At 72.8% G+C, this 12,061-nt stretch carries 10 protein-coding genes; 4 read left to right on the top strand and 6 right to left on the bottom strand.

All coding sequences use genetic code 11. The features are described from left to right. The first annotated feature begins 9 nt into the window (after positions 1-9). On the top strand, positions 10-951 hold the full coding sequence (locus ACFY3I_RS12050; RefSeq protein ID WP_390860457.1) for a sortase: 942 nt from the start codon (positions 10-12) through the stop codon (positions 949-951). A gap of 20 nt (positions 952-971) precedes the next feature. Beyond that, complete coding sequence (gene pstB, locus ACFY3I_RS12045; protein WP_390860456.1) at positions 972-1,859, top strand: phosphate ABC transporter ATP-binding protein PstB; 888 nt, start codon at positions 972-974, stop codon at positions 1,857-1,859. 119 nt (positions 1,860-1,978) lie between these two features. Here the strand turns inward: pstB and ACFY3I_RS12040 are convergent, their stop codons facing one another. The 4 genes from ACFY3I_RS12040 to ACFY3I_RS12025 all read right to left on the bottom strand — a co-directional run bounded on the left by ACFY3I_RS12040 (position 1,979) and on the right by ACFY3I_RS12025 (position 6,728). Beyond that, the gene (locus tag ACFY3I_RS12040; protein WP_365284144.1) at positions 1,979-3,163 is read right to left on the bottom strand and encodes a hypothetical protein; all 1,185 of its coding nucleotides are present in this window, start codon (positions 3,161-3,163) and stop codon (positions 1,979-1,981) included. Positions 3,164-3,467: 304 nt separating this feature from the next. Continuing rightward, the gene (locus ACFY3I_RS12035) at positions 3,468-5,099 is read right to left on the bottom strand and encodes a phospho-sugar mutase (protein WP_390860455.1); all 1,632 of its coding nucleotides are present in this window, start codon (positions 5,097-5,099) and stop codon (positions 3,468-3,470) included. A gap of 217 nt (positions 5,100-5,316) precedes the next feature. Continuing rightward, positions 5,317-6,141, bottom strand: coding sequence for a purine-nucleoside phosphorylase (locus ACFY3I_RS12030; protein ID WP_365284148.1), 825 nt, complete (start codon positions 6,139-6,141; stop codon positions 5,317-5,319). 146 nt (positions 6,142-6,287) lie between these two features. Continuing rightward, on the bottom strand, positions 6,288-6,728 hold the full coding sequence (locus ACFY3I_RS12025) for a gamma-glutamylcyclotransferase (RefSeq protein WP_365284150.1): 441 nt from the start codon (positions 6,726-6,728) through the stop codon (positions 6,288-6,290). 95 nt (positions 6,729-6,823) lie between these two features. Between ACFY3I_RS12025 and ACFY3I_RS12020 the strand changes: the two genes are divergently transcribed. Together ACFY3I_RS12020 and ACFY3I_RS12015 are read left to right on the top strand one after the other, a co-directional pair. After that, entirely contained in the window at positions 6,824-8,272 is a 1,449-nt protein-coding gene (locus ACFY3I_RS12020) for an NAD(P)H-quinone dehydrogenase (protein WP_365284152.1), read from the top strand. A gap of 166 nt (positions 8,273-8,438) precedes the next feature. Beyond that, entirely contained in the window at positions 8,439-9,407 is a 969-nt protein-coding gene (locus ACFY3I_RS12015; protein WP_365284154.1) for a DeoR/GlpR family DNA-binding transcription regulator, read from the top strand. A gap of 19 nt (positions 9,408-9,426) precedes the next feature. Here ACFY3I_RS12015 and ACFY3I_RS12010 read toward each other — a convergent pair whose 3' ends face one another. Then, entirely contained in the window at positions 9,427-10,125 is a 699-nt protein-coding gene (locus tag ACFY3I_RS12010) for a TetR/AcrR family transcriptional regulator (protein WP_390860517.1), read from the bottom strand. Further along, positions 10,122-11,894 carry a biotin carboxylase N-terminal domain-containing protein gene (locus ACFY3I_RS12005; RefSeq protein WP_365284158.1) on the bottom strand — a complete coding sequence of 591 codons (1,773 nt, stop codon included), beginning with the start codon at positions 11,892-11,894 and terminating at the stop codon, positions 10,122-10,124. Before ACFY3I_RS12005 ends, ACFY3I_RS12010 begins: the two co-directional genes overlap by 4 nt. Between the last annotated feature and the right edge of the window lie 167 nt (positions 11,895-12,061).

Below are 12,061 nucleotides of genomic sequence, written 5' to 3'. Positions count from 1 at the left end.
GCGCTTCCCGTGACCGTGCTGTCTCCGCCCCCGCCGGCCCAGGCGCCGCCGGCGCCGGCGCCTTCACCCGAGCCCGCGACCGGCTCCGGGCCGCCGCGGGCGGAACGCGTCGGCTTCGCGTTCGCCGGGGCCGCGCTGTGCGTCCTCGCCGCCCTGCTGCTCGGCTTCGCCGCCAACCTCACGATCGTGGGCCATCTCCAGCACGCCCGCGACCAGCAGACGGCGTACGACGAGTTCCGCCGTCAACTCGCCGTCGGCATCGCCCCGGTGGGCCAGCAGACCTTCGACGGCAAGATGCTGGAGCCGGGCGCCCCCGTGGCGCTGCTGCGCATCCCGGCCCTCGGCCTGAAGGAGGTCGTCGCGGAGGGCACCGCCTCCGGTGTGCTGATGTCCGGCCCCGGCCACCGCCGTGACACCCCGCTGCCGGGACAGGCCGGCACCAGCGTGATCATGGGCCGCCAGTGGGGATACGGCAGCCCGTTCAACAAGCTGCACGAACTGCCCGTAGGCACCCCGATCCGGGTGACGACCGGTCAGGGCACGGCCACCTACGAGGTCACGGCCGTCCGCCGCGAGGGCGACCCGCTGCCGCCCGTCCTCAAGGAGAACGAGGGCCGGCTCACGCTCATCACCGCCGAGGGCCGGCCGTTTACCCCCTCGGGCACGATCCGCGTGGACGCGACCCTCACCAGCGACGTCCAGCCCGCGCCGCCGCGCCCCCTCTCCCTCGGCTGGATCGACGACTCCGAGCAGGCACTCGGCACCGAGGGCGCCGCCTGGCTCCCGGTCTTCCTCTGGTCGCAGGGACTGCTCCTGGCCGCCCTGCTCACCGTGGCCGCGTACCGGGTGTGGGGCCGCTGGCAGACGTGGATCGTCGCCGTACCCGTACTGGCCGCCTTCGGCCTCGCCGTCTCCGGCGCCGCCACCCGCCTGCTGCCCAACCTGCTGTGACCGACGAGGAGTTCACCACCATGTCCGACACCACCGAGACGGCCGGCACCCTCGTCGACGACATCCTCGACCCGACGAAGAGGATCGCGGCGCTCAAGGCACCGGAGGCCGGCGCGGCCACCCCGCAGGGCGACCCGGCAACCCTGGAGGCCGACTCCATCTCGGCCTGGTTCGGCGACCACAAGGTCCTCGAACAGGTCTCGCTCGTCATGCCGGCCCGCAAGGTCACCGCGCTCATCGGCCCTTCCGGATGCGGCAAGTCCACGTTCCTGCGGATCCTCAACCGCATGCACGAACTGGTCGGCTCCGCGTCCCTCGCCGGCCGTGTCCTCCTGGACGGCGAGGACATCTACGACCGCGGCCGCCGCATCACCCAGGCCCGCCGCCAGATCGGCATGGTCTTCCAGAAGCCCAACCCCTTCCCCGCGATGTCGATCTACGAGAACGTGACCGCCGGCCTGAAGCTGGCCGGCGTCAAGGCGGGCCGCGACGACAAGGACGGCCTGGTCGAGGAGTGCCTCACCAAGGCCGGCCTCTGGAAGGAGGTCCGCGACCGCCTCCGCCAGCCCGGCGGCGCGCTCTCCGGCGGCCAGCAACAGCGCCTGTGCATCGCGCGCTCGCTGGCGGTCCGCCCCCGGGTGCTGCTGATGGACGAGCCGTGCTCCGCCCTCGACCCGACCTCCACCCGCCGCATCGAGGAGACCATCCACGAGCTGACCGAGGAGGTCACCATCGTGATCGTCACCCACAACATGCAGCAGGCGGCCCGCGTCTCCCAGCAGTGCGCCTTCTTCCTCGCCGAGCAGGGCACCCCCGGCCTGATCGTCGAACACGGCCCCACCGACGACATGTTCAACAACCCGCAGGACCAGCGCACCACGGACTACGTGAACGGCCGCTTCGGATAGGCCCGCGGCAGTCCCGCACGGGGAGTCCGGCGGTGACCTCCACGTCCCGCGTCGAGACCGGCACCGCCGCCGCGGCCCCCTGCCTCGGGGCCGCGCCGGCCGGCCCGGCGCCTCGTGAGTCACGGCGCGCTCGGCCACACCAGCAGCATGTACGCACCGCAGTACGCCGACCCCGCCACCGCCGCCGTCAGCGCGAGCACCCGCAGCCGCCGTGACGCGCGGGCGAGATACCCGGCGACCGGCAGGAGCAGCGGGAAGCCGGGCAGGAGGAAACGGGCCCGCGGGAAGTAGACGCCCCCGCTGGCCACCACGATCACCAGGAGGACCGCGCCGAACACCAGCAGCGGCACCGGCTGCCGGTCGGCCACCGCGAGCCCGAACAGCACGACCGAGGCGAGCATCGTCAGGCTCACCACGACCAGGAACAGCTCCGGCCGCGGGACCTGCCCGAACAGGTGCCGCAGCCAGTGCACGGTCTCCGCGCCGCCGTCCAGCTCGTTGTGCCACAGCCGCTGCACGGCGAAGTAGCCGTCCCAGCGGCCGAGCCGGACGCCCACCCAGCCGACGTACGCGCACCAGCCGAGCGGGGCCACCAGGGCGGCCGTCAGGGCGCGGGCCGAGAAGCGGGTGCGCAGGGCGAGCAGGGCGGTGACCGTGACGGCGGCGGCCACCGCGACGCCGGTCGGCCGGGTGAGCCCGGCCAGTACCGAGCCCGCCGCCGCCCACAGCCAGCGCTCGGCGAGCACCGCGTACAGCGTCCACGCGGCGAACGCCGTGAACAGCGACTCGGTGTAGCCCATCCACTGCACCAGTCCCACCGGGTAGGCCGCCCACAACACGGTGAGCAGCACCCCGACCCGCCGGCCGGCCAGCCGGTCGCCCACCGCGAACACGCCCCAGGCGGCGACCAGCGACGCCAGCCAGGCGAGGCCGAGGCCGGTACTGGCCCGGGTGCCCGGGGTCAGTACGGCCACGGCCTTGACCAGCAGCGGGTACAGCGGGAAGAACGCCAGGTTGTTGTGGTCGAAGGCGGTGCCGAGGGTGTGCGTGTACCCGTGGTCGGCGATCCCCAGATACCAGCGGGAGTCCCACTGCGTGGCCAGCATCGGCCACACCCCGTGGTGGCGCCGGTGCGCCCACACGGCGAGAAACAGCAGCCCGGTGAGCCGTACGCCGAGATACCCGGCGAGGGCCGGCGCCGCCCGGCGCAGCGCGTGGCGCGGGGCGGCCGCGGTGGGGAGGAGGGGTCGTCGGGAGCCCGGGATGTGTCCGCTGGGTGCGGTGTCGGGGGCGGTCGAGGACACGGCGGCGGCTCCAGACTCCGGTACGACGGTGAGGGCGGGCGTTACCCGACCACCGTTTCCCGGCCGCCGGGGCAGCGCGTGGAGCCCGGGTCAACCGACTCCGGGAAATCACCCGATGGGGTGCTCTGGATTTCGTACTTGGGCCAACGGGGAGGCCGGGGCCGCGGGGCGCTCCGCTGGTGCCGGGTGCCGGAAGCGTGTCGTGGGCCGAGTGCCGGGTGCCCGGACCGCGTCGTGGGCCGAGTGCCGCCCGGCGGGTGCCTGGCCCCGGGCCGCGGGGCGGTCCGGGGCGGGGCGCCTCGGGTCAGATGCCGGCCGCCGCCGACAGGTCCCGCTTGATCGCGGCCAGGATCCCGGCCGCCTCGGCGCGGGCCGCCGCGAGGCCGGCGTGCGCCGCCACCGGGACGACGACCTCCAGGTAGCACTTCAGCTTGGGCTCGGTGCCGCTGGGGCGGACCACGACCCGGGCGCCGGTCAGCGTGTAGCGCAGGCCGTCGGTGGGCGGGAGCAGGTCCGTGCCCCGGGTCAGGTCCTCCGCCTCGGTGACCGGCAGGCCCGCGAGCTCGGCCGGGGGCTGCTCGCGGAGCCTGCGCATGGCGTCGGCGATGACGGAGAGGTCCTCGACCCGGACCGACAGCTGGTCGGTGGCGTGCAGGCCGTGCTCGACGGCGAGGTCGTCCAGGAGGTCGAGGAGGGTGCGGCCCTCCTCCTTGAGGACCGAGGCCAGCTCGGTGAGGAGCAGCGCGGCGGTGATGCCGTCCTTGTCGCGGACGCCGTCGGGGTCGACGCAGTAGCCGAGGGCCTCCTCGTAGCCGTAGCGCAGGCCGTCGACGCGGGCGATCCACTTGAAGCCGGTGAGGGTCTCCTCGTACGGGAGTCCCGCCTTCTGGGCGATCCGGCCGAGGAGGGAGGAGGAGACGATCGACTCGGCGAACACACCGGTGACGCCGCGCCGGACCAGGTGCGCGGCGAGCAGCGCGCCGACCTCGTCGCCGCGCAGCATGCGCCACTCGCCGCCGTCCTTGACCGCCGCCGCGCACCGGTCGGCGTCCGGGTCGTTGGCGATGACCAGGTCCGGGTCGGTGGCGCGGGCCTGCGCGAAGGACAGGTCCATCGCGCCCGGCTCCTCCGGGTTGGGGAACGCGACGGTCGGGAAGTCCGGGTCCGGTTCGGCCTGTTCGGCGACCAGGACCGGCGCCGGGAAGCCGGCCCGGGCGAAGGCGGCGAGGAGGGTGTCCTTGCCGACGCCGTGCATGGCCGTGTAGACGGTCCGCGCGGTGCGGGGGGAGCCGGGGGCCAGGACGGCGTCCGTACGGGCCAGGTAGGCCTCCAGGACGGTGTCGTCGAGGGTTTCCCAGCCGGCCTCGGGGCGGGGGACGGCGTGCAGGGTCGTGATCGCGTCGATCTCGGCGGCGATCTCCGCGTCGGCGGGCGGCACGATCTGGGAGCCGTCGCCGAGGTAGACCTTGTAGCCGTTGTCGCGGGGCGGGTTGTGGCTGGCGGTGACCTCCACGCCGGCGACCGCGCCCAGATGCCGGATGGCGAACGCCAGGACCGGGGTGGGCAGGGGGCGGGGGAGTACGACGGCGCGCAGGCCCGCGCCCGTCATGACGGCCGCGGTGTCGCGGGCGAAGTCGGCGGACTTGTGGCGGGCGTCGTAGCCGACGACGACGGTGCCGGTGCCCTGGCCGTGGGCCTTCAGGTACGCGGCGAGTCCGGCGGCGGCGCGGATGACGACGGCGCGGTTCATCCGCATCGGGCCGGCGCCGAGTTCACCGCGCAGGCCGGCGGTGCCGAACTGGAGGGTGCCGGCGAAGCGGGCCGACAGTTCGGTGAGGTCGCCGGCGTCGATGAGCTTCGCGAGCTCGTCGCGGGTCTCCGGGTCGGGGTCCTCGGCGAGCCAGGTCCTGGCCCGGGCGATGAGATCGTCTTGCACGGTCGTCGTCCAACCTCTCGTGGTGTGCCTGCGGCGCCGGTGCTGCTTCGGTGGGGGTGCGCGCAGCGCCTACGGGTGGTGGTGGGTCGGTGCCGGGGCGGGGAGTCCCCGTCCGGCGGAGGGCGGCCGCTCCAGCGCCCCTTCAGGGCGCTGGGGGAGGAACCGCGCGAACGGCCGCGACGGGATCGCGGACGCCGTCGGCGACCCGGTGGCGTCCTCAGATCCTGCCCAGCACCTGCGTCAGCAGCTCGCCCATCCGGGCCGCCGAGTCGCGGCCGGCCTGGAGGACCTCCTCGTGGTTGAGGGGCTCGCCGGTCATGCCGGCCGCGAGGTTCGTCACCAGGGAGATGCCCAGGACCTCGGCGCCCGCCTCGCGCGCCGCGATCGCCTCGAGGACCGTCGACATGCCCACCAGGTCCGCGCCGATGACGCGGGCCATGCGGATCTCGGCAGGGGTCTCGTAGTGCGGGCCGGGGAACTGCGCGTAGACGCCCTCTTCGAGGCTGGGATCGATCTCCTTGCACAGGGTGCGCAGGCGGGGCGAGTAGAGGTCCGTCAGGTCGACGAAGTTCGCGCCGACGATCGGGGAGGTGGCCGTCAGGTTGATGTGGTCGCTGATCAGGACCGGCTGGCCGGGCCGCATGCCCTCGCGCAGGCCGCCGCAGCCGTTGGTGAGGACGATCGTCTTGCAGCCGGCGGCGACGGCGGTGCGGACGCCGTGGGCGACGGCGGCGACGCCGCGGCCCTCGTAGTAGTGCGTGCGGCCCAGGAAGACCAGCGCGCGCTTGTCACCGAAGGAGTACGAGCGGATCTTGCCGCCGTGCCCCTCGACGGCCGGCGGCGGGAAGCCGGGCAGCTCGGTGACCTGGAACTCGGCGTCGGGCGCCCCGAGGGCGTCGACGGCCGGAGCCCAGCCGGAGCCCATCACGAGGGCGACGTCGTGGGTCTCGGCGCCCGTGAGTTCGCGCAGGCGCGCGGCGGCCGCCCCGGCTGCGGCGTGGGGGTCGCCCTGGATGTCGTCCGGAAGGAGAGATGCGTTCACGCGGACGAGAGTAGCCGGTCTGGGCCTACGCGCGTAGATGAGCGTCCTCACCGGATGGCGATCGTTGTCTTGTCGTTTCCAACGAGCGGTGTGACGCAGGTAACTTTTGTGGCGCCTGTGGGCGGTCTGTGCGGGTTGGGCGCTCCTCAGCAGGGGCGCTTGCGCAGTTCCATGACGTAGTCGTGCGGGGCGCCCGCCGACTCCGCGGCGTCGGCGATCTCGCCGAGGTAGCGGGCCGAGGGGAGGCCGCCCTCGTAGCCGTTGAGGACGTAGAGCCAGGCGGTCTCCTCGCCCTCCAGCGTGTGCACGCGCACGCGGGCCCGGCGGTAGATGCCCATGCCCACGCCCTCCCAGCGGTCCATGGACTCCTCGTCCATGGCCGCGAGGTCGTAGAGGCCGACGAAGACCTGGGCGAGCGGGTCCTCGACGATCGTCGCCAGGGAGCCCTCCCAGCCCATCTGCTCGCCGCCGAAGGTCAGCCGCCATCCGTTCAGCCAGCCGGTGGCGCGGAGGGGGGAGTGGGGGGCGCGGCGGGACATCAGCCGTGCGTCGAGATTGCCGGCGTACGCGGCGTAGAGCGACGACATGCAGAGAGGGTACGGCAGTGGTCCCGGGCGCCTCTCCAGTCCCTGGGGCGACGGGGGCGGCCCCCGGGCAATAGCACCTTGAGCGGTGCGGGACAATGGAGTACGTGACTCGGATCGTGATCATCGGTGGCGGACCCGGCGGATATGAAGCGGCGCTGGCGGCCGCGCAGCTCGGCGCGGAGGTGACCGTCGTCGACTGCGACGGTCTGGGCGGGGCGTCGGTGCTGACCGACTGCGTGCCGTCGAAGACCCTCATCGCCACGGCCGAGGTGATGACCAACTTCGACTCCTCGTACGAGGAGCTGGGGATCATCGTCGCCGACGACACCCCGCCGCTGGAGCAGGCGGCCCGTGTGGTCGGCGTCGACCTGGGCAAGGTCAACCGCCGGGTGAAGCGCCTCGCGCTGGCGCAGTCGCACGACATCACGGCGTCGGTGACGCGGGCCGGCGCCCGGGTGGTGCGCGGGCGCGGCCGGCTGGAGGGCATGCAGGCGCTGGACGGGTCGCGGAAGGTCGTGGTCACGGCCGCGGACGGCAGCGAGGAGACCCTGACCGCGGACGCCGTGCTGATCGCGACCGGCGGTCATCCCCGTGAGCTGCCGGACGCGCAGCCGGACGGCGAGCGCATCCTGAACTGGACCCAGGTCTACGACCTCACCGAGCTGCCCGAGGAGCTCATCGTGGTCGGGTCGGGTGTGACCGGTGCCGAGTTCGCCGGCGCCTACCAGGCGCTCGGCTCCAAGGTGACGCTGGTGTCGTCCCGGGACCGGGTGCTGCCGGGTGAGGACCCGGACGCGGCCGCCGTCCTGGAGGACGTCTTCCGCCGCCGTGGCATGAACGTCATGGCCCGCTCGCGCGCCGCCGCCGCCAAGCGGGTCGGGGACCGGGTCGAGGTGACGCTCGCCGACGGCCGGGTCATCAGCGGCTCGCACTGCCTGATGGCCGTGGGCGCCATTCCGAACAGCGCCGGCCTGGGGCTGGAGGGCGCGGGCGTGAAGCTGCGCGACTCCGGGCACATCTGGACCGACAAGGTCTCGCGGACCACGGCTCCCGGCGTGTACGCCGCCGGCGACGTGACGGGCGTGTTCGCCCTGGCGTCGGTGGCCGCCATGCAGGGACGCATCGCGATGTACCACTTCCTCGGTGACGCGGTGGCCCCGCTGAACCTGAAGACGGTCTCGTCCAACGTCTTCACCGACCCGGAGATCGCGACCGTCGGGTACACCCAGGCGGACGTGGACGCGGGCAAGATCGACGCCCGGGTCGTGAAGCTGCCGCTGCTGCGCAACCCGCGCGCGAAGATGCAGGGAATCCGGGACGGCTTCGTGAAGCTGTTCTGCCGGCCGGGCACCGAGATCGTGGTCGGCGGTGTGGTGGTCTCGCCGCGGGCCTCGGAGCTGATCCATCCGATCTCGATCGCCGTCGACAACAATCTGACGGTCGAACAGATCGCGAACGCGTTCACCGTCTACCCCTCTCTTTCGGGGTCGATCGCGGAGGTCGCGCGGCAGCTGCACACCCGGAAGGCCGGCGGCGACCTCTGACGGCCGGAACCGACTCCCCGCTGGTCACGGGGAGTTGTCGAGCATGCGTACGGCATAGTCGGGCGGGGTAGGTCCTATACCACTTCCGACCCTGCGGTACGAACAACTTCTGCTATTCGGCGCAAACTGCTGAAAGCAGACGGTCGTTGGGGTTACTGTCAGTTTCGTGTTCGCTGCAGAACGTCGCCAATTGATCCTCGAAATGGTGCGCGCTAACGGGGCCGTATCGCTCCGTGAGCTCGCCCGCGTCGTCCAGACCTCAGAAGTGACCGTACGGCGGGACGTGCGCGCACTGGAGGCAGAAGGACTCCTCGACCGCCGGCATGGCGGTGCGGTATTGCCGGGCGGGTTCACGCGGGAGTCCGGCTTTCCGCAGAAGTCACATCTCGCGACCGCCGAGAAGACGGCCATCGCCGATCTCGCCGCGGGTCTCGTCGAAGAGGGCGAGGCCATCGTGGTCGGGGCGGGTACCACCACCCAGGAACTCGCGCGCCGGCTGGCGCGGGTGCCCGGACTCACCGTCGTCACCAACTCGCTGCTGGTGGCGCAGGCGTTGGCCCATGCCAACCGTGTCGAGGTCGTGATGACCGGCGGCACCCTGCGCGGCTCCAACTACGCCCTGGTCGGTTCCGGCGCCGAGCAGTCCCTCCAGGGGCTGCGGGTGTCCAAGGCCTTCCTGTCCGGCAGCGGCCTGACGGCCGAGCGGGGACTGTCCACGTCCAACATGCTGTCGGCGTCCGTCGACCGGGCGCTGGTGCAGGCCGCCGCGGAGGTCGTCGTCCTCGCCGACCACACCAAGCTCGGCACGGACACCATGTTCATGACCGTGCCGACGGACGTCATCACCCGCCTGGTCACCGACGAGCCGCCGGCTCACGACGACCGCGCCGCCACGGAACTCCAGGCCCTCGCCGATCAGGGGGTGCAGATCGCTGTGGCCGGAGCAGCGGGAAGCCCGGGGGGTGAGCAGGTCCCGACGCGGCAGCAACAGCATCAACAGCGTCGGGACGTATCCCTTCCCGGACCGCGGCGGGGCCAGGTGCCCGGGTCGGGGCTGCGGTCGGCTTCGATGCTGAACGGAGAGCAGCCGAACGGGGGCGAGCGGGGGCGGGTCGCCGACATGCGGCGACGGTGAGCGTCGGGCGCCAGGGCGCCTAGCCGCCCAGCCGGTCCGGTTCCCGCGCGGGTGCGGGGCCCCCGTGGCCGGTCGCGCAGTTCTCCGCGCCCCTGGAATCCTCCGGCTTGAGACCCTTCAGAGTCAGGGTCAGCAAGCGGTTCACCAGGTCAGGGTCTTCCGGTGACTCCTCCACTGCCAGGGCGATGGCGTGGGTGAGTCGCAGGAGGTCGGCGATCCGTACGTCGGCCCGTACCGTGCCGGCTTCCTGAGCCCTGGTCAGCAGGGCCGCGCCCGCCTCCCGCATCGGAGTGTCGCAGCGGGACAGGGCCGAGGCCGGTGAGGCCGACATCAGGGCCTTCGACAGGCCCCGGTAGGCGGCCGACTGGCCGACCACCTCGTGCAGCCAGGTCAGCAGGGCCCGGCACGGGTCCGGTGCGGACCGCAACGCCTCGGCCCTGGCCAGCAGTTCGTTCACCGCGTCCTCGAAGACCGCGCTCATCAGGGCGTGCCGGTTCGGGAAGTGGCGGTACAGGGTGCCGATGCCCACGCCCGCCCGTCGGGCCACGTCCTCCAGCGAGGCGTCGGTGCCGTGCACGGCGAAGGCGGTACGGGCCTCGGCGAGAAGCCGGTCGTAGTTGCGGCGGGCGTCGGCGCGCATGAGCCGCTCCAGAAAGTCGGGTGCCCGGCGAACGGGCGGCTGCCGTTCGCCGGGCGATGCGGTCCGGGGTCTCGTCAGTCCTTGATCTCGCAGATCACGGCACCGGAGGTGAGGGACGCGCCGACCTCGGCGGCGAGGCCCTTGATGGTGCCGGCCTTGTGCGCGTTCAGCGGCTGCTCCATCTTCATGGCCTCCAGGACGACGACCAGGTCGCCCTCCTTGACCTCCTGGCCCTCCTCGACCGCGATCTTGACGATCGTGCCCTGCATCGGCGAGGCGAGGCTGTCACCGGAGGCGACCGGGCCGGACTTCTTGGCGGCCCGGCGCTTCGGCTTGGCTCCGGCGGCGAGGCCGGTACGGGCCAGGCTCATGCCCAGCGAGACCGGCAGGGAGACCTCCAGACGCTTGCCGCCGACCTCGACGACGACCGTCTCGCGGCCCGCCTCCTCCTCCGCCTCGGCGTCGGCCGGGGCGGCGAAGGGCTTGATCTCGTTGACGAACTCGGTCTCGATCCAGCGGGTGTGGACCGTGAAGGGGTCCGTGGAGCCGGTCAGCTCCGGGGCGAACGCCGGGTCCCTGACCACCACGCGGTGGAAGGGGATCGCCGTGGCCATGCCCTCGACCTGGAACTCGTCCAGGGCGCGGGCGGCCCGCTGCAGGGCCTCGGCGCGGGTGCGGCCGGTGACGACCAGCTTGGCCAGGAGCGAGTCCCAGGCCGGGCCGATGACCGAGCCGGCCTCCACGCCCGCGTCCAGGCGGACACCGGGGCCGGACGGCGCGTCGAAGACGGTGACCGAGCCGGGGGCGGGCAGGAAGCCCCGGCCCGGGTCCTCGCCGTTGATCCGGAACTCGAACGAGTGGCCCCGCAGCTCGGGGTCGCCGTAGCCGAGTTCCTCGCCGTCGGCGATCCGGAACATCTCGCGGACCAGGTCGATGCCGGCGACCTCCTCGGTCACCGGGTGCTCGACCTGGAGGCGGGTGTTGACCTCCAGGAAGGAGATGGTGCCGTCCTGGCCGACCAGGAACTCGCAGGTGCCGGCGCCCTCGTAGGAGGCCTCCTTGAGGATGGCCTTGGAGGCGCGGTACAGCTCGGCGACCTGCTCGTCGGACAGGAAGGGGGCCGGGGCCTCCTCCACGAGCTTCTGGTGGCGGCGCTGCAGCGAGCAGTCACGCGTGGACACGACGACCACGTTGCCGTGCTTGTCGGCGAGGCACTGCGTCTCCACGTGCCGCGGCCGGTCCAGGTAGCGCTCCACGAAGCACTCCCCGCGCCCGAAGGCGGCCACCGCCTCACGGACGGCGGAGTCGTACAGCTCCGGCACCTCTTCGAGGGTGCGGGCGACCTTCAGCCCGCGCCCGCCGCCGCCGAAGGCGGCCTTGATGGCGATCGGCAGGCCGTGTTCCTCGGCGAACGCCACGACCTCGTCGGCTCCGGAGACCGGGTCCGGGGTGCCGGCGACCAGCGGCGCGCCGGCCCGCTGGGCGATGTGCCGGGCGGCGACCTTGTCACCGAGGTCGCGGATGGCCTGCGGCGGCGGACCGATCCAGGTCAGGCCCGCGTCCAGGACCGCCTGGGCGAACTCGGCGTTCTCGGAGAGAAAGCCGTAGCCCGGATGGACGGCGTCGGCCCCCGCCTCGCGTGCCGCGTTCAGGACCTTGTCGATGTCCAGGTAGCTGGTGGCCGGGGTGTCACCGCCCAGGGCGAACGCCTCATCCGCGGCGCGGACATGCAGAGCGTCCCGGTCCGGATCCGCGTAGACGGCCACGCTCGCGATCCCTGCGTCCCGGCAGGCCCGGGCCACGCGGACAGCGATTTCGCCACGGTTGGCGATGAGCACCTTGCGCACGATTGAGGCTCCCTCCTTGAAACAAGCCGAGTTTAGGGAAGGCCGACACGGCACTTCGACCCGTCCCCAATGGTGAGCTTGCCCACACGGAGCGTGATGCCAGGCTCGCCCTACCCGCGAAAGCCCTTGTCGCACCGAGGTACGCAGGACTCTTCCGGAAAACCCTA

The sequence above is a fragment of the Streptomyces sp. NPDC001068 genome, from assembly GCF_042897315.1.
In the GTDB taxonomy this organism is placed as follows: Bacteria; Actinomycetota; Actinomycetes; order Streptomycetales; family Streptomycetaceae; genus Streptomyces.
This window is presented reverse-complemented; position numbering and strand designations above follow the sequence as displayed.

Excerpts from the sequence above, each read along its gene's own strand:
- pstB (WP_390860456.1), top strand. The coding sequence starts at position 972 with ATGTCCGACACCACCGAGACGGCCGGCACCCTCGTCGACGACATCCTC.
- ACFY3I_RS12025 (WP_365284150.1), bottom strand. The coding sequence starts at position 6,728 with ATGTCGTCGCTCTACGCCGCGTACGCCGGCAATCTCGACGCACGGCTG.
- ACFY3I_RS12020 (WP_365284152.1), top strand. The coding sequence starts at position 6,824 with ATGGAGTACGTGACTCGGATCGTGATCATCGGTGGCGGACCCGGCGGA.